Here is a 16,784-nt window from a genome sequence, read left to right on the forward strand (position 1 = left end):
CTTCGAGGCGCGGGAGGGCCCGTCGGCGGCCTGCGCCGCGACGCGGCGCGCTCCCGGCGCGCGCGCGCAGGGCGCCTTTCAGATCAGCGCGTCTTCGGGGAGCTCCGCCTGGTGCAGGATGCCGTCGGTGAACACCTGGCCGTCGAGCTCATAGTACAAGCGAAACTGCACCTTGCGCGCGTCCGGCCGCGGCGACACCGACCCTGGCGTCGCCGTGGATCCCTGGAAAATCTTGCCGGTGAAGATATACTGCTGGACCGGGCCGAACCCGGCATAGGCCAGCGGGAGCGTCTCGGCGTGGACGAGCGCGTCGCCGCCGTCGAACACGTGAACATCGATCCATGCGTTGGCGCCCCACGCCGTGTGGCTGACCCACGCGACGAGGTCGAGGTGCGTCTGGATGTCCTTCCCGACGCTCGGCCCGCTGGCCGGCCTCGGGAACGCGTCGATCTTCGAGACCCGGGCGGTCTGCACGTTCGTGACGTCGGCCCGCGCCTGCGCCCCCGCGCGGTAGACGACCGGCTGCGCCGGGCTCCGCGGCGGCGGGCCGCCGACGTCGAACCAGTAGTTCTCCCCGAAGCGGCTGTCCCACGCGTCGCAGCGGCGGCTGGTCTGGGAGAAATGGTGAAACCACATCTCCACCCGCGTGGCGTCGTCGGGCACGGCGAGCTCCAGCGGCGCGGCCCTGTGCGCGACCACGGGCCCCGGCGGCCTCCCCTCGGCCCGCACCTCCTCGACGACGCTCCCCTGCACGATCTCGCCGCGCGGGTGGAAGCGGACGTAGGCGACGATGTCGCCGATCTTCGCGCCGCGCCAGGTGGTGAAGCAGCGCGATAGGCGGCTCATGTCGTATTCGATCCTGAGCGTTTCCCGGCGCTCGATCCCGCCCTGCTGCGCGTGGAGCCAGTCGGGGAGAAACTGGAGAACAGCGGCCTTTGTCATGGAACCCTCCTCGGATGGAGAGGTACAGAGGACCGGGCCGGAGACGCAAGCGCGACGCCGTCCACCGCGCGGTCATCGCGCCGTCATCGCACCGGCGTGGGCTCCGCCGGGTCGTTGCTCGTCATGCCCGCGGTCGCGCTCGGCGTCGCGGACACCCCGTGCACCTCGCCCGTCGGCGCCCATCGCCCCGCGTTCATCAGCGCGCCGCCCGTGATCTCGGGCTGCGGCCCGGGGCGCGCCTGCACCTCGTCCGCGTGGACGCACACGTTGACGTGCACGCGCGGGTCCGCGTCGGGGCGCTGGGCCAGCGCCTCGTGGAGCGCCGCGGCGGTGCCGAGCGCCGCGCGCCGCTCCCGCAGCTCCTCGGTCGCGTCGCCCGGGAGGAGGCGCACCCCGAGCACCTCGTTGCTGGTGAGCGACGCCAGGACGAAGCCCGCCCGCGAGAGCTGCGCCTCGGCCGTGTCGAGCACCTGCCCGATATCGAGGGTCAGCGCCTCGTCGAGCTCGTCGGCGCCGCCGCGCGTGCGCACCTCCAGGTAGACCGCCACCGCCGGGTGCGTCGGATCAGGGCCGCCCGGCGAGACCGACGAGGGCCCGCCGATGGCCTCCCTGAGCGCGCGGATCAGCTCCTCGACCGACCCGTAGCGCCGCTCCCGCTGCTTCTCCATGCACCGCAGCACCACCGCGTCGAGCTCTGGAGGCAGCGGGACCCGCACGCTCGGGGGCAGCGGCGTCTCCTCCAGGTGCTTCCGCACCATCTCGTCCGTGTTAGTTGTGTGGAATGGTAATCTGCCCACCAGCATACGATGGAGAAGTACTCCGAGCGCGTAGATATCGACCCGTGCGTCGATGGCGCCGCCCAGGATCTGCTCCGGGGCCATGATCGATGGTGTCCCGGGCATACGTCCGGCGGTGGTGAACCAGGTCGAGGTCTGCTCGGGCGCCATCATCTTGGCGATACCGAAATCGAGCAGCTTCACGGTGCGCGGCTGGCCCGAGCAGATGAAGATGTTGCTCGCCTTGACATCCCGGTGGATGATCCCTGCCGCGTGCGCCGCCCCCAGCGCCGCGCAGACGGGCTCCATCAGCTCCAGCACGTCGCGGAGCCCGAGCCGCTTCTCGGCCTTGATGAGCGCGTCGAGCGTCTGGCCCTCGAGGTGCTCCATCGCGTAGAAGGGCTGGTGATCGTCGAGCTCGCCGACCTCGTAGATCTCGACGATGCTCGGGTGGGAAATGCTGCGCAGGGCCTCGATCTCGCGCGCGAACCGATCGAGCACGCGGGTGGAGTGGGCCACCGCCTCGTTCAGCACCTTGACAGCGGCCCGCTTCCCCGTGTGGATGTGCCGCGCCGAGAACACGGCCCCGCAGCCGCCCTTGGCGATGAACTCCTCGAGGATATACTCGCCGGCCATCGTGCCTGGCGGGAGCTCGCTGTGCGCGATAAGCCTTTCAGCATACAGCAACGTCCTGGTTTCGTCATCTTCCTCGGTCATGTCGCCTCTTCGCTTGGTGCGTCGATATCTTACCACCTGCGCGTGCGTTGCGTGCGTCGAGCCGCCAGCGCTGCGTTCGCGGACCGTTCGCGGGCCGTTCGCGGACCGCTCGTTCAGCTGAGCGATAGTTTTTTGATCGAGTGATACCTTCTTTGATTAAGTTTTACGAAGTCATATACAGGAGCGTTTCCAAATGGTAACTTAAACTTTCCCATAGCTCGACCTCGCTTCGAAAACCTTGCGATGAAAGGTGGAGACGGCCATGGAACTTTCCTGCTCGCGTCTCGCTGCACTGCTCGTCATCGTACCTCTGGTTACCACCGCCTGCATCGGCGCCGAGCTCGATGCTGAGTCCGAAGAGCTCCTCGCAGAGAGCGAGAGCGCGCTCGAGACGGACAACGGCTACCTGCCGAACGCGCTGAGCCCAAACGCGCTGAGCCCGAACGCGCTGAGCCCGAACGCGCTGAGCCCGAACGCGCTGAGCCCGAACGCGCTGAGCCCGAACGCGCTGTCAGCCATCAAGAATCCGGGGGCGGGCGGCGCCATGTCGCGGGAGCTCCTGCGCTACATCGTGAGCTGTGCGCTGCGCCCCGACCAGACGTTCTCGTTCTCATGGACCGACGCCAACGGGGTCGTCCACCCGGAGGTCTACCGCGGCGACCTCGGGTACGCGGCCTGGTGGACGACCACCCCCCTCGGCACCGCCACCTCCAACAACACCTATGTTCAGGGCCAGATCACCGCCTGCCTCGCCGCGCGGATGAACTGGTACGGTGTCTCGGTGAGGATCTCCCTGCGCAACAACGAGATGGCCTCGACGTCGGAGGAGCGCGCGGCCTTTCCGGTGAGGGAGGGCGCGTTCTGGGGCAACGTGTTCTCCACGACGCAGTCGCCCTACCTGCGGGCCTGCTACTCACCAGGAGGCCTCACGCGCGCGCGCCAGCTGCAGCGAGACTGTGCGGCAGGTCACCTCAGCGTGGACCCGGTGACCAACACCACAACCGTTCAGCAGTGTGGTTCCATGCAGATCGTGGGATCCTGCGACACGGTGTGCAACGGGACGGACTACACGAGCGGCTTCTACAGGGGGTGTCTCAGGAGCAGCCCTTTGGCCTCGCCGTGGGAGCGCACGGACGAGGTGATCACCACGTTCTTGACGGCCGGCCCCTAGGAGCGTGAATGCGCTCGGAAGCGCTGCGAGGCGAGGAGCAGGAACGCCCGGTCCGTGAGGCGGGGCGCTGTCCGGCCTGCGGGCGCCGGAACCAGGGCGCCTGCCCCGAGTGCGCTCAGTCCGAGCGGCCGCCGACCGGCCAGTCGATCGTCCCCCCGGACATCACGGAGGTCGTCCCCGTCTCCTTGCCTCGCTTCCCCGGCTTCTGGACCCGGAGGACGCTGGGGCAGGGCGGCTTCGGCCTCGTCGTCGAGGCCGAGCCCGAGGGCGGCGGGGCGCGCGTGGCCATCAAGCTCGCGCGCGCGGACCGGCGCGGCGCAGGCCAGCGCCTCCGGGGTGAGATCGCGGCGCTCTCGTCGATCGGCGCCCCCCACGTGCCCGCCGTGTACGCGTGGGGGGCGCTGGACGACGGCTCGCCCTACGCGGTGATCGAGCACATCGCCGCGCCCACGCTCGCCGCCCGGCTCGCGGCGCGCCCCGCGCCGCAGCTCGAGGAGGCCGCCCGGCTCGGGCTCGCGATCCTCGCGACCCTCGAGGCCGTGCACGCGCGCGGCTACGTGCACTGCGACCTCAAGCCCGAGAACATCCTCGTCGATCAGGACAAGGCGACCCTCATCGACCTCGGCATCGCCCGCGTCGTGGGGCGGCGCTACGACGGGCAGGACGAGGACCTGGCCGTCGGCACGGCCGAGTACATGGCGCCGGAGCAGTCCGCCGGGTGGGTCGATCTCGACGCGCGCGCCGACATCTACGCGATGGGCGTCATCCTCTACGAGCTCTTCGCGGGCCGGCCCCCGTTCTGGGGGCCGCGCGCGGCGGTGCTGGAGGACCACCGGAGCCGCAGGCCGCCGCGCCTGTCGGCCAGCGCGGCCGTGCCGCGGGCGGTCGAGGAGGTGGTGCACCGCTGCATGGCCAAGGAGCGGAGCGAGCGGTTCGCGAGCGCGACCGAGCTCCGCGCGGCGCTGGAGCGCGCGCTCCGGGACGAGCGCGCGCCGGGCGAGCGCGAGGCGCCGCGCTCCGTGGCCGGCATCGAGCGCCGCGTGATGGGGCTCCTGTTCTTCGAGAGCGCGTCCGATCGCATCGCCGTGCAGCGCAGGCTCCGGGCGCTCGGCGGCGAGCTCGCGCACGCCTCGGGCGCGCGTTACGTGGGCGTCTTCGCCCAGGAGGGCGCGGCCAGCCCCGCCCGCCGCGCGCGGCGCGCGGCCGACGAGCTGCTGCGGCGCGGGGTGTGCGCGCGGGTCCTCGTCGATCTCGCGCCGGTGTCGATCCAGGGGCGCGCGGACGGGACGCGGCGTCTCCTCAGCCCGCTCTTCTCGCGCGCCGAGCGGTGGCCCTCCGCCTCCGGGCCGCCCGGGCCGTTCCTCACGCCCGAGGCGTCGGCAGCGCTCGCGGAGGCGTCGCACGCCCCGGCGGCCGACGAGCTGCCGCCGGGCATCGAGGACCAGTCGCGGGACGCGACGCGCCCCGACGCGTTCGTCGGCCGCCGCGACATCCTCGATCAGCTCCTGCAGAGCGCCGAGGAGGCGCTCCGCCGGAAGCAGCCCACGGTCGTCGCCGTGACGGGCGGGCCCGGCCACGGCAAGAGCAGCCTCTTCGTCGAGCTCGTCAGGCAGCTCCGGGAGCGCCTGCCGCGCGCCCACATCATCGATCTCCGCGGGCACGAGCCGACGAGCGCCGCCTCGGACGCGACGCTTCACGAGCTCGTGCGCGAGGCGCTGGGCGTGCCCGAGGAGCCCCCGGAGAGCGGCGTCCGCGCGGCGCTCGCCGAGCGGCTCGGCCCCGCGGTCGGCGAGGAGCTCTGCTCGGGGCTCGCGATGGCGCTCGGGTGGGTGGACGAGCAGACCGGCGTCGAGATCTTCCCCGAGCTCGAGGCGCTCCGGGCCGCGCCCGGCGCGCTGCATTCGGCGCGCGTGCGGGCCGCGGGCGAGTGCCTGCGCCGGAGCGCGGCCGCGGCGCCCGTGATCGTCGTCCTCGACGACGCGCACTACGCCCGCGACGCGACGCTCGCGGCGCTCGAGTACGCGGCGCTCGCGGACGAGGCCACGCCGCTGTGGGTCTGCGCGATGGGGCGCCCGGCGTTCGCCGAGGCGAACCCTTCCTGGGGCGAGCGCGCCGCCCGGCGCGAGGCGCTGCGGCTCGAGCCGCTGGACGACGAGAGCGCGCGGGCGCTGTGCCGGCGGCTGCTCCTGCCCGCGCGGGACGTGCCGGAGCCGGCGATCGACCGCCTGCTCGAGCGCTCCCAGCGGGTGCCGCTCATCCTCGTGGAGCTCGTGCACGGGCTCAAGCGCGGGGGGATCCTGCGCCGGCACCGGCGGGGCGACGCGTGGTACCTGGCGACGGACGAGCTCGACAGCCTCCCTGCCTTGCCGGAGCTCGATCCGCTGGCGCAGGCGGAGATCGAGGCGCTCGGGCCGGCGCTCGGGGCGCACGCGCGGCTCGTCTCGCTGCTGGGCGCCGACGTGTCGATCGACGAGATCGCGGGCGTGCTGCGCCAGCTGGATCTCCGCGGCGACGGCGCGGCGTTCCCGCTCGACGCGCGCGTCGGGACCGAGCGGCTGCTGAGGGCGGGCGTGCTGGTCGACGAGCGGAAGGGCCGGCTGCGCTTCCGGCACGCGCTGGTGCGGGAGGCCGTCGCGCAGGACGTCGCCGAGGCCGAGCGGCGGCGGATCCACCTGGCCGCGTACGAGCACCACCGCGAGGCGGCGCACGAGGGCCGGGAGCAGCGGCGGTTCAAGATCGCGCACCACGCGGCCGAGGCGGGGCTCGCGACGGTCGCGGAGGAGGCCTACCTGGAGCTCGCCGAGCGGGCGCGGGCGCGCCACGCCTACGTGGAGGCGGAGCTCTACTACAGCCGGGCGCTCGCGCAGCCGGCCCCGGAGCGCGGGGCGCGGCGGAGGGCGGCGTACCGGGGCCGCGGGCTCATGCGCTACCGGCTGGGCCGCTACCACGACGCGCTCGGGGATCTCGATCGCGCGCGCGCGATGGCGGTCGAGGAGGGCGACGTGACCGAGCAGATCGAGATCCTGCTCGACGAGGCCACGGCGCTCGACTGGATGGACGACTACGGGCGGTCGAAGCAGCGGGTGGAGGAGGCGGGGGCGCTCGCGCCGGGCGATCTGCCGCCGGCGCTCGCGGCGCGCCTGTCGATGGCGGTGGCGCGCTCGCTCCACCGCGAGAGCCGGGAGGAGGAGTCGGCGCAGCAGTTCGAGCGCGCGGCGGCGCAGGCCGAAGGGCTGGGCGACGAGGGGTACGAGACGCTGGTGGTGTCCTTGCTCCTCCTCGGCTTCATCTATCCGGGGCTGGGGAAGCTGGACGAGGCGGGCGCGGCGCTGGAGCGGGCGATCCGCATGTGCGAGGAGCGCGGCGATCTGCTGCACCTCGGGCCGGCGATCAACGGCCGGGCGCTGCTCAGGGCCTGCCAGGGGGACAGCGCGGCGATGATCGCGGACCTGTGCCGCCTGCTCACCATCGCGCGCCAGCTGGGCCTCGGGATGCTGGAGCTCGTGAGCGAGTTCAACCTGGGCGAGTACCTTTACCTGATGGGCGACCTGGACGCGGCCACGCCCCACGTGGAGCGGACCGTGGCGCTGGAGCGCCAGCAGCGCGGGGAGGAGGCGCGGGCGGTGGTGCACCTCCTCCAGGCGAGGCTGCTCCTTTACCGCGGCGAGGAGGGCCGGGCGCGGGAGATCATCGAGGGGATCCGGGCGCAGCAGGCGAAGGCCGCGGCGGCGGGGCGCGAGGACGCGGCGATGGCCCCCGCCGAAGAGGTGCTGTGGTCGATGATCGACCTGGCGACGCAGGACGCGAGCGACGAGGCGTGGGACGAGCTCGAGGAGCGGTCGGCGCGCCACTCGGTGGGGCAGGAGCAGATCGAGGTCATCGAGGCGCGGGCGCGGGCGCGCTCGCGGCGCGGCCTCCACGAGCAGGCGAAGGCGGCGCTCGAGAGGGCGATCGAGGCGGCGGGGAGGATCCCCAACGTCATGCGGGAGCGGCTCGAGCGGCAGCGAGGGGCCTAGCTCCGCGCGTCAGACATCGCGCCGACCAGACAGCCCTCGCCGTAGGCGACGCGCGAGACGAGTTTGCGCGCGCACGCAAATTCTTGCTCGCCAACACGCCGCTTCCATCGCAACCCGAGGGCGCTCGGTCGCCTTTGGTTATCGCGCCGTCGGCCGTGGAAAGGCGGCCTCGCCCTGTTGGCGAGGGTGGCACGGCAACTGCACAAGTCGGTGCAGATGCGGCGCTCGACCAAGCGAGCGCGGTAAAACGTGGGCCGATCAACGTGGACCGCACAGGGCGCCCGCCGGGGGTGATTTAGCCGGTGCGCGGAGACCTCGAGCGGTGAAGCCGCCGGCCGGCGAAACCGCCGGCGTTCGACGGCAAGCGCAGCGATTGAACGGCTCGTGAGATGTGGATGGATCGATATGATTGTGGTTGGAATCAGCAATAACGATCTGGCTGGCGCCTGCCTGGTCAGGGATAACAATATCGTTGCGGCGGTCAGCGAGGAGCGGTTTACTCGCAGGAAGGACGACAAGGTCTGGCCGGCGCGCTCGATCGCCTATGTGCTGGGCGCTGCCGGGCTCCGCCTGGAGCAGGTAGACTACATTGCATACGGCTGGAATGCCGGCTTCAACGCCGATAAGCACCTGCCGCTGTACTTCGACCGCATCGTCGAAGAGGCCACCCAGAATCCGGCCGGGTTGGTGCATGTCCGCCGGCGCATCACCGACGAGATCTACAACGACAAGGCCAAGCGCCTGGAGTTCGATACCTTCTTGGCTGAGCGCGGCTTGCGCGACAAGGCGATCTACCTCGACCATCACGAGTGCCATGCTCTGGGCGCCTTTGTGTGCTCACCGTTCGAGCGGGCGCTCGTGCTCACCTGCGACGGCCGTGGCGATTACCAGTCGCTGACCGTCAGCCGCTACGGCCCAAACGGCAGTACGGTGCTACAGCGCGAAACCAGCATCGACAGCCTGGGTTACTTCTATGGCCGCATCACCCGGCTGCTCGGCTACACGCCGAACCGCCACGAGGGCAAGATCACCGGACTGGCCGCCCACGGCGACCCGGAGAAGCTGCTGCCATTGATGCAACAGATGATCGACTTCGCGGACGGCAGGATCCGCGCCCGCTGCGGCGAATTGTATCAGCCATCCTACGACGGCTATAGCGACCGGCTCAGAGCGCTGCTGGCCCAGGAAAAGCCGGAGGACATCGCGGCTGCGGCGCAGCGTCATACCGAAAACCTGCTGGTCGATACGGTTCGTCATCACCTCGATTGCGACGGGGATGAAAACCTGTGCCTCGCTGGCGGAGTGTTTGGCAATGTCAAGATCAACCAACGCCTGCGTGAAATTCGCGGAGTTGAGAATGTCTACGTGCTGCCGTGCATGGGTGATGGCGGCCTGGCACTGGCGGCCGCGGTCGGCGCTGCCTACCTCAAGCGCGGTAGCCGATTCTCCACCCCGTCGATGGCGCTGGGCCCCGATTCCGGCGACACGCGAGCCGCCCTGGCTCTGCTGTCGGGCGATTATCCGGAGCTGAGCTATCACCGCCCCGACAACATCATCTCCAGCCTCGTCGAGGCGCTGGCCCATGACCAGGTGCTCGGCATGGTCAAGGGGCGGATGGAGTTCGGGCCGCGCGCGCTCTGCAACCGGAGTATCATCTATCACGCCGCCGACAAGAGCGTGAACGACTGGCTGAACGCTCGGATGCACCGCACCGAGTTCATGCCGTTCGCACCGGTCAGCGCCGTCGAGCATGCCGCCCAAAGCTATATCGGCTGGAAGCCCGACCAGGTAGCGGCCGACTTCATGACCATGACCTACGAGTGCCACCCTGAGTTCTGCCGAGCCTGCCCGGCAGCGGTGCACATCGACGGCACCGCCCGTCCGCAAATCGTCTACCCGCAGAGCGACCCGTTCATGCACCGGTTGCTCGCCGCCTGGCATGCCCGTACGGCCCAGCTGGCGCTGATCAACACCTCGTTCAACAAGCATGAGGAGCCGATTATCAGCAGCGCTCGCGACGCGTTTGATGCGCTGCGAGCTGGCATGGTCGACTTCGTGGTGATGAACGAGCAGATCCTGGTGTGGAAGAGAGGCCGCAACCGCTTCGCCAGGCAGTATTTCGAATAGGCCCTCAGCGGCGCGGGCGGGTGCCACCGCCATCCGTCCGCCCGCCATCGACCCCACCCGATGTACCGAATCTACCTGTACTACTTCGCGGCAGAAGGCATTCTCTATCCTTTCTGGCCGACATGGCTCAGGTCGCTCGGTTATCGCAACAGCGATATCGGTCTGTTCATCGCCGCCGCCTACTGGCCGCAGGTCCTGGTCGGCTTCTCGCTCGCCTACCTCGCCGACTGGCGCTTTGGCCAGATGCGCCTCGCGGCGGCAGCGGCGCTGCTGGCGACGCTGTGCATGCTGCTATTTTATCTGCCGCACCATGTCGGCCTATATCTGCTGCTCACCATCCTTTACGGGGGACTGTGGACAGCGGTGCTGCCGCTGGGTGAATCATATTTACTGGAGCTCGACAAGCAGGCGCTTCACGACTACGGCCTTATCCGCGCCGCGGGCTCGATGGCATTCGTGCTGGCGAGCATCGGTGCAGGCAGCTTGCTCGAGCGCTTTGGCCAAGGCCTGGTGCCCGGCCTGGTGGCGGCCTGCATGCTGCTGACCGCGAAGACCTGTTTCAGCGTAGCCGCACAACGCCGCGTGAGTGGGTCGGTGTGTCCGGTCGCCAAGCGGCCAGCCCCTGACTGGCGGCAGCTGCGCAACGCGCCGCTGCTGCTAGCCTTGGCCGCCGCAGGCCTGATCCAGCTCAGTCACTGCCTGTACTTCTCGACAGCATCCAATATGTGGAGCGCCGCTGGCTACTCCCCTCCGCTGATCGGCGCGTTCTGGGCAGTGGCAGTGATAGCCGAAATTAGCTATTTCGCCCTGTCGGCGCGGGTGATGCGGAGCATCGCCCCGCTGCAAGTGATCGTGCTGTCCGGGCTGTGCGCCGTGCTACGCTGGCTGCTCGCCGCGCTGGGCGGCGGACTGGTGTCAATCCTGGCGGGTCAGCTGCTTCACGCCGCCAGCTTTGCCGCTTATCACTCTGCGCTGATGCGCTATCTTCGCGACCACTCTCCCGAGGGCGTGCGCACGCTAATTCAAGGACTCTACTACTCTCTAGCAGTGGCGTTGCCAATGGGCATCGTAACCCCGCTCGCCGGCTGGCTGTTCGACATCAGCCCGAGCCGGGCCTATCTATGTATGGCGCTGATCGCTCTCGGCGGCACCGTCACAGCCTATTTGGCCAACCAGCGAACAGGAGCAAAGGATGACGCGCGCGCAGTTCTCCGCCGTCCTTTTTGACATGGACGGCGTGTTGATCCAATCTCGTCAGGTGATCGAACGCGCTTGGACCAGCGTGGCGCGCGCTTACGGCATTACCCTGACCGAGGCCTGCATACAGGCGCACATCCACGGGCGACCGGGCAGTTACACGCTAGACGCGCTGTTTGGCAGGGTCTCCGAGGCCGAGCGCCAGGCGATCAAGCAACGTGTCGACGCGGAGGAGGAAACCGCCCCTTGTGCTCTGGTGCCGGGCGTCGCCGAGCTGCTGGACGCCTTGCGCCATGCCCGGGTGCCGCTCGCGCTGGTGACGAGCAGCTGGCCGGCACGGATCGGCTACGTATTACGACAGCACGATCTGAGGAGCGCCTTTGCCACCGTGATCAGCCGTGACGACGTGGCGCTCGGTAAGCCGCACCCGGACAGCTACTTGCTGGCGGCCAGGCGGCTGGAGGTACCGATCGTAGAATGTCTGGTGTTCGAGGATTCCGAGAGCGGGGTTAAGGCGGCGGTCCAGAGCGGCGCCCTGTGCGTCGGCATCGGCGGCGATCCGACCCTGCTGCGGCACGGCGCCAGCGCGATCTATCAAGACTTCCGCGGCCTCATACCGCAGTTGGCCGACGTGCCAAGCCATTATGTCGAACTACACGAGCCTGCTGCCCTGGTCGTGGTGAAAAGCGCGCGGCCGTGAGGAGCCGGAAAGGAATGCCCGCCGCGATAGCGCCGCGGGCGGGCTGGTGTCACTGAGCACCGTCCTCCGGGTGCCCGATGGACTGACGTTCAAGGGCAAGGCGATCCGCAAGGACCTGGCACCGGCAGCTCCTCGTCCGCTGGCAGGCTGAACCGCTCCAGCTCGAGCTCGAGCGCGAACACGTGAATCACCTCTCCCTGCTCGAGCTTTCCCTTCACCAGGAGCAGCCGCGCCGCGCAGGTCGCGCTCGCGCGGGAGCCCGGCGAGGCCCAGCACCAGCAAGACGGTCGCTCGACGCGTGCAAAGCCCGCGAGACCGTGTCACGGTAGGTGTCCGCCGCGCAGAGCTCGATGCTGAGGACCCCGCGTACGACAGGCCACCTCCTCGCCCTGCTGCTCCTCCTCGTCGCCGCGCCGGCCCAGGCCGGGGAGGGCAAGGGCGCGCCGGGCTCCCCGGCCATGCCCGCGCCGAGCGCAGCGCCTGCGTCCGCCGCATCGAGCGCAGCGCCTGCGTCCGCCGCATCGAGCGCAGCGCCTGCGTCCGCCGCGCCGCCAAAGGAGGGCGTCTCCACCGGGCGGCGCGCCCTCGCCGCGGCCGGCGCGGTGGTCCCCGGGGTCGTCGCGCACGGCACCGGGCACTTCCTCCTGGGCGAGGCGCGCACGGGCTGGATCCTCCTGGGGATCGAGGGCGCGGGCGCCGGGCTCGCCGTGGGCGGCCTCGCGGGCGCCGCGGTCTCCGGCGCCTCGCGGCGCGTCATCGCCCCCATCGTGCTCACCACCGTGACGGGCGCAGGCCTGTTCGGGATCTCCCTCCTCGCGGACCTCTATGGCGTGCTCGCCCCGGAGGGCGGCACCGGCAGCCCTCCTCGGTCGCTGCCCTGGGTCGAGACGCAGCTCGGCATGGCCTACGTGTACGACCCCACGTTCGCCTACCGCACGTTCCTCGTGCCGGGCATGGATCTGCGCCTGAGCTCGCTCCGCCTCTCGGGCTCAGGCTGGTTTTCCCTGAACGACGACAACGCGCGCCTCCGCGCCGAGGCCGCATACCGCTTCCTCGGCCCCCGCACGCCGGACAGCCCGCGCGCGGCCGACGGCTCGTTCCTCGAGCTCGAGGGCGCGATCACCCATCATCGCTTCACCTCCGACGACTTCTCGATCACCACCGGCGAGGTCACCCTCCAGGGCCGGCTCGATCTCGCCCACATCGGGCGCACGCTGCGGGGCTCGTTCGCGGAGATGGGGTGGGGGATCGCGGTCGAGGGCTACCGCTACGGCCGACGCCCGTTCGAGGGGAACGAGCTCTTGATTCCCCACTTCGCCTTCGGCATGTACCTCGGGCACGCCGGATATCCGCGCGGCGAGGCCAAGGTGGTTTACGACCACCGGCACGACGGGTATGCCGGCGGCGCGAAGATCCCCGGCCTCGGCAGCGGCGTCCCGGGCCACCTCGGCCTCGAGGGCCGGCTCTACGCCTCGCCGCGCTGGGGCCTGCTCGCCGACGTGGAGGCCGGCTCCGCGTACGTCGGGCGCCTGTCGCTGCTCTTCCGCCCTGGAGGCTCGCCATGATCCCGAGACTCGCTCTCCTCGCGCTGCTCGCCCTCACCGCGCCGCTCACCCTGTCTTGCCTCGACGTCGCCGAGGGCCGCGCGCGCCGCGACCTGGAGGTGGGGAAGGCCTCCCGGGGCCAGGCGCGCGTCGCCGTGGACGAGGGGCTCGCGGCGGTCCGCCGCCTCGAGCCCGGCGCGCTCTCGCTCTGGGCGAGCGCGCCCGCGCTCTCGATCCGCCTCACCGACGAGGCGGGCGGGCCGTGGACGATCACGATCGAGAACATGCTCGCCGACGCCGAGCTCTCGGCCCGCGTCGGCGACGAGCGCGTGCCGGTGGAGCTCGTCGAGGCGCCGTTCCCGACCCAGCGCACCTTCCGCCTCTCCCTGCCGCCCGGCGCCGAGGCGGCGCTCTCGCTGCGCCCGCCGGACGAGGCGCGGCTCGAGCCGTGGCGGTTCGCGGTGTTCGCCGATGTCCAGGAGAAGATCGACAGCGTTCAGGACATCTACGCGAAGATGAACGAGGCGGAGGGCGTCCGCTTCGCGCTCATCAGCGGCGATCTCACCTCGCGCGGCTCGACCGAGCAGCTCGAGCGGTTCCAGCGCGAGATGAAGACGCTCCGTTTCCCGTGCTATGCGACGCTCGGCAACCACGAGCTCGGCACGCGGGACGACCTGTATCACGAGTGGTTCGGCCGGGGGAACTTCAGCTTCGCGTTCCGGGGCGTGCAGTTCACGATGCTCGACTCGGCGAGCGCGACGATCGATCCGCTCGCGTACGGGTGGCTCGACGGCTGGCTCGCCGAGGGGCGGGAGCGCTTGCACGTGGTCACGATGCACCTCGCGCCCCTCGACCCCGTGGGCTCGCGCAACGGCGCGTTCGCGAGCCGCGCCGAGGCGAACAAGCTGCTCACGATGCTCGCGGACGGGCGCGTGGATCTCACGTTCTACGGCCACATCCACTCGTTCTATGCGTTCGAGAACGCGGGGATCCCGGCGTACATCTCGGGCGGCGGCGGCGCGATCCCCGAGCGGCTCGACGGCATCGGGCGACACTTCGTCACGGTCGACGTCGAGCCCCCGGGCACGATCGCGCAGGTCGCCGTCGTCCGCGTGGATTGAGTCGAATCTCCTCGCAGTCCCTCGCCGCCGCGGCGATGAGCCACGAGGCCATCGACCGGGGCGGGCGCGAGCGCCGGCCGCCGCGCTATCCTCCGGCCCATGGCCTCTCCCGAGACGCTCGCCGCGCAGGCGCGCCACTTCATCGACGACACGACCGGCGCGGTCGTGCCGCCGCTCCACGCGAGCACGACGTACGCGCGCGACGAGGGCTATCGCCTGCCCGCCGCCCACGAGTACACGCGCGACGACAACCCGACGTACCGCGCGCCCGAGGAGCTGCTCGCCGCCCTCGAGCGCGGCGCCGACGCGCGCCTGTTCGCGTCGGGCATGGCCGCCGCGACCACGGCCGTGCAGGCGCTCGTGCGGCCGGGCGCGCGCCTCGTCGCCTCGCGCGCGATGTACCACGGCCTCCGCCTCTGGATGACCGAGTGGTGCGCGACGTGGAACGTCGATCTCGAGCTCGTCGACGCGACCGACCTCGACGCGCTCCGCGGTGCCGTGCAGCGCGGCCCGACGTCCCTCGTCTGGATCGAGACGCCCGCGAACCCCACCTGGGACGTCGTCGACATCGCGGCCGCGGCCGACATCGCCCGCGCGCGCGGCGCGCTGCTCGCCGTCGACTCGACCGTCGCCACGCCCGTCCACACGCAGCCGCTCGCCCTCGGCGCCGACCTCGTGATGCACGCCGCCACCAAGGCGCTCAACGGCCACAGCGACGTCCTCGCGGGCGCGCTCGTGGCCGCGCGCGACGACGAGGCGTGGCAGCGCGTCCGCCACCTCCGCCACGTGCAGGGCGCGGTCCCCGGCCCGTTCGAGGCGTGGCTCCTCCTCCGGGGCATGCGGACGCTCTTCGTGCGCGTCGGCCGGGCGAGCGCCACCGCCCACGCGCTCGCCCGCCGCCTCGCGGCCCACGCCGGCGTCGAGCGGGTGCTGTACCCAGGGCTCGAGTCCCACCCTGGTCACGCGGCGGCAGCGCGGCAGATGCAGGGCGGCTTCGGGTCGATGCTCTCCATCCTCGTGCGCGGCGGCGCCGAGGACGCGCTCCGCGTCGCCGGCCGCGCGAAGGTCTTTCTCCGCGCGACCTCCCTCGGCGGCGTCGAGAGCCTGATCGAGCACCGGGCGACCGTGGAGGGCCCGCGGACGCTGGCGCCCCCGAACCTGCTCCGGCTCTCGATCGGCCTCGAGTCGCTCGACGATCTCTGGACCGATCTCGACGAGGCGCTCCGGGCGCGCTGACGGCCGCGGACGGCCTGGCGACGGGGTGAGCTCGGCCGTCGCGTCGGCGTCATTGATGAACCGCATTCACAGATCTTCGTCTTCGCGGGCCGATTGTGCGCTGCGGACGCCGGGTGCACCTTTCGACGCGCGACGGGGCCTTCTGCCGGCCCCGGAGAGGAGAACGCCATGCGCGCCGTAGGACTCCACCGTTACCTCCCGATCGATCACCCCGAGAGCCTGCTCGACGTCGAGCTTCCGGAGCCGGAGCCGGGGCCGCGCGACCTGCGCGTGCGGGTGCGCGCGGTCGCCGTGAACCCGGTCGACGTGAAGGTCCGCTCGCCGAAGCCCCGGGTCGAGGACGCGCCGCGCGTGCTCGGCTGGGACGCCGCCGGCGTCGTCGAGGCGGTCGGCGCGGAGGTCACCGCCTTCCGCCCGGGGGACCGCGTGTACTACGCGGGGAGCATCGCGCGGCCCGGCAGCAACGCCGAGGTGCACCTCGTCGACGAGCGCATCGCCGGGCCGATGCCGCGGACGCTCGGGTTCGCCGACGCGGCGGCGCTGCCGCTCACCGCGCTGACCGCGTGGGAGGGGCTGTTCGAGCGCCTCGGCGTCGAGCCCGACGGCCGCGACGCCGGGCGTACGGTGCTCGTCATCGGCGGCGCCGGCGGCGTGGGCTCGATGGTGGTGCAGCTCGCGAAGGCCGCCGGGCTGCGCGTCGTCGCCACCGCGTCGCGCGAGGAGAGCCGGGCGTGGGCGGCGCTCCTCGGCGCCGACGTCCTCGTCGACCACCGCGCGCCGCTCCGCCCGCAGCTCGAGGCCGCGGGCATGCCGAGCGTGGAGCTGATCTTCAACACGCAGAGCACCGAGGCGTGGTGGGACACGATGGCCGACGTCGTGGCGCCGCTCGGGCGCATCGTGGGCATCGTCGAGACGTCGGGGCCGGTCGACCTCGGCAAGCTCATGTCGAAGAGCGCGAGCTTCTCGTGGGAGCTGATGTTCACGCGGTCGCTCCACGGGACCCCGGATATGGTCGCGCAGCGGGAGATCCTCACGCGCGTGGCGGCGTGGGTGGACGCGAAGCGCCTCCGCTCGACGCGCCGCGAGCACCTCGGCCGGATCGACGCGGCGAACCTGCGCGCCGCGCACGCGCGCCTGGAGTCGGGGCAGACCGTGGGGAAGATCGTGCTGGAGGGGTGGGGCTGACCGCGCGGCGCGCCGGGCCGCGCGCGCGGCCGAGGGCGCGGGCCGGGCAAGC

12 protein-coding genes are annotated in these 16,784 nt (G+C 71.3%); 9 read left to right on the forward strand and 3 right to left on the reverse strand.

Annotation, left to right across the window (positions count from 1 at the left end):
• Positions 1–78 precede the first annotated feature (78 nt).
• Both NQZ70_RS00800 and NQZ70_RS00805 read right to left on the reverse strand, forming a co-directional pair.
• Entirely contained in the window at positions 79–942 is an 864-nt protein-coding gene (locus tag NQZ70_RS00800; protein ID WP_129572505.1) for a DUF6209 family protein, read from the reverse strand.
• An 83-nt stretch (positions 943–1,025) separates the two neighbouring features.
• Positions 1,026–2,435 (reverse strand): serine/threonine-protein kinase, encoded by a 1,410-nt coding sequence (locus NQZ70_RS00805; protein ID WP_129572506.1) that lies wholly within the window; start codon positions 2,433–2,435, stop codon positions 1,026–1,028.
• 262 nt (positions 2,436–2,697) lie between these two features.
• On the opposite strand from NQZ70_RS00805, the gene NQZ70_RS00810 reads away from it, so the two are divergent.
• The 5 genes from NQZ70_RS00810 to NQZ70_RS00830 all read left to right on the forward strand — a co-directional run bounded on the left by NQZ70_RS00810 (position 2,698) and on the right by NQZ70_RS00830 (position 11,646).
• The gene (locus tag NQZ70_RS00810; protein WP_165373731.1) at positions 2,698–3,606 is read left to right on the forward strand and encodes a hypothetical protein; all 909 of its coding nucleotides are present in this window, start codon (positions 2,698–2,700) and stop codon (positions 3,604–3,606) included.
• A gap of 8 nt (positions 3,607–3,614) precedes the next feature.
• Complete coding sequence (locus NQZ70_RS00815; protein ID WP_129572507.1) at positions 3,615–7,622, forward strand: serine/threonine-protein kinase PknK; 4,008 nt, start codon at positions 3,615–3,617, stop codon at positions 7,620–7,622.
• A 405-nt stretch (positions 7,623–8,027) separates the two neighbouring features.
• Positions 8,028–9,749, forward strand: a complete 1,722-nt coding sequence (locus NQZ70_RS00820; RefSeq protein ID WP_129572508.1) for a carbamoyltransferase C-terminal domain-containing protein — start codon at positions 8,028–8,030, stop codon at positions 9,747–9,749.
• 60 nt (positions 9,750–9,809) lie between these two features.
• Positions 9,810–10,976 (forward strand): MFS transporter, encoded by a 1,167-nt coding sequence (locus NQZ70_RS00825; protein WP_129572509.1) that lies wholly within the window; start codon positions 9,810–9,812, stop codon positions 10,974–10,976.
• On the forward strand, positions 10,942–11,646 hold the full coding sequence (locus NQZ70_RS00830) for an HAD family phosphatase (RefSeq protein ID WP_207217706.1): 705 nt from the start codon (positions 10,942–10,944) through the stop codon (positions 11,644–11,646). The genes NQZ70_RS00825 and NQZ70_RS00830 overlap by 35 nt, the downstream gene beginning before the upstream one ends.
• Positions 11,647–11,735: 89 nt before the next feature.
• On the opposite strand, the gene NQZ70_RS00835 is transcribed toward NQZ70_RS00830, so the two are convergent.
• Positions 11,736–11,864: a hypothetical protein gene (locus tag NQZ70_RS00835; protein WP_257792760.1), complete on the reverse strand. Its 129-nt coding sequence runs from the start codon at positions 11,862–11,864 to the stop codon at positions 11,736–11,738.
• Between the two features lie 132 nt (positions 11,865–11,996).
• On the opposite strand from NQZ70_RS00835, the gene NQZ70_RS00840 reads away from it, so the two are divergent.
• The 4 genes from NQZ70_RS00840 to NQZ70_RS00855 all read left to right on the forward strand — a co-directional run bounded on the left by NQZ70_RS00840 (position 11,997) and on the right by NQZ70_RS00855 (position 16,732).
• Positions 11,997–13,211, forward strand: coding sequence for a hypothetical protein (locus NQZ70_RS00840; RefSeq protein ID WP_129572510.1), 1,215 nt, complete (start codon positions 11,997–11,999; stop codon positions 13,209–13,211).
• Positions 13,208–14,311 carry a metallophosphoesterase gene (locus NQZ70_RS00845; protein ID WP_129572511.1) on the forward strand — a complete coding sequence of 368 codons (1,104 nt, stop codon included), beginning with the start codon at positions 13,208–13,210 and terminating at the stop codon, positions 14,309–14,311. The genes NQZ70_RS00840 and NQZ70_RS00845 overlap by 4 nt, the downstream gene beginning before the upstream one ends.
• A gap of 99 nt (positions 14,312–14,410) precedes the next feature.
• Positions 14,411–15,547 (forward strand): PLP-dependent aspartate aminotransferase family protein, encoded by a 1,137-nt coding sequence (locus NQZ70_RS00850; protein WP_129572512.1) that lies wholly within the window; start codon positions 14,411–14,413, stop codon positions 15,545–15,547.
• A 168-nt stretch (positions 15,548–15,715) separates the two neighbouring features.
• The gene (locus tag NQZ70_RS00855) at positions 15,716–16,732 is read left to right on the forward strand and encodes a zinc-binding alcohol dehydrogenase family protein (RefSeq protein WP_129572513.1); all 1,017 of its coding nucleotides are present in this window, start codon (positions 15,716–15,718) and stop codon (positions 16,730–16,732) included.
• The last annotated feature ends 52 nt before the right edge of the window (positions 16,733–16,784 follow it).

Origin of the sequence: Sorangium sp. So ce836 (assembly GCF_028553905.1) — a bacterium.
GTDB classification, from domain to species: Bacteria; Myxococcota_A; Polyangia; order Polyangiales; family Polyangiaceae; genus Sorangium; species Sorangium cellulosum_D.